The sequence below is a fragment of the Mycobacterium kyorinense genome (assembly GCF_001672775.1).
Classification (GTDB): Bacteria; Actinomycetota; Actinomycetes; order Mycobacteriales; family Mycobacteriaceae; genus Mycobacterium; species Mycobacterium kyorinense_A.
Genome location: NZ_LZKJ01000052.1, coordinates 1 through 909, shown reverse-complemented (window position 1 = coordinate 909; position 909 = coordinate 1). Strand labels below are relative to the sequence as shown.

The following is a 909-nucleotide window of genomic DNA, read 5'->3' as shown; positions in this document are numbered from 1 at the left end:
CTCAGAGTCAGACACCAGGTGATCCAGAACCAACCACCACGACACGGCCACCGTCACGCAGACACGCCGCACGCAGCACCCTCACGATGACACTGAGCACGCTCGCGCGGAATGGGTTCAGGCAAGCGCCGCGCAGAGTGCCGAAACAATGTCGTCGATCGAGCCGGTGGTCGAATACCCCGCGGCCAGCTTGTGTCCGCCGCCGCCGAACGCCGACGCCACGACGGCCAGATCCACCGCCTTTTTGGCCCGCATCGACACCGACCAGCGCTGCGGCTCAACCTCTTTGAACACCGCCGCGACCTCGGCCTGCGACGTGGTGCGCACGATGTCGACGATGCTTTCCACTTCCTCCGCGCGTGCGCCGATCCACTCCTGGTGCCCGACCACCGCATACACCAGCCCACGACCCTCGACGGCGTCGGGAAGCAACTGCGCCGAACCCAACACCCGCGACAGCATCGTCAGCCAACTGAACGGATGCGTGTCCAGCAGCGCTCGGCTGATCGCCGCGTTGTCCACCCCGAGCTCGATGAGCCGCGCCGCCAATCGGTGCGCCCGGGCGCCGGCCCAGCGGAACGACCCGGTGTCGGTCGTCAGCCCGGCATAAAGGCAGTGCGCGACCTCGACGTCGATCGGCTTGGACCACGCGTCGAGCAATTCGGCGACCAGCATCGTGGTGGAATCCGCCGACGGGTCAACGAAATTGGCGGTGCCGAACAGTTGATTGGAGGCATGGTGGTCGATCACCAGCAGCTCCCGGCCCTTGCCGGCCATATCGCGCAGGTCGCCGAGCCGGTTGATGCTCGGAATATCCACCGTGACCACGAGCTCGACGTCGAGGTCGCGCACTGCCTTTATGCCGGGCTGACGACCGACACCGGGTCGTTCCGCTGGGCCGGCGCCCGG

The 909-nt window shown here is 66.9% G+C and carries 1 protein-coding gene; it reads right to left on the bottom strand.

Annotated elements, in window-relative coordinates:
* Positions 1 to 117 precede the first annotated feature (117 nt).
* On the bottom strand, positions 118 to 909 hold a 792-nt coding region (locus tag A5707_RS04940; protein ID WP_065013405.1), incomplete at its 5' end, for a DHH family phosphoesterase.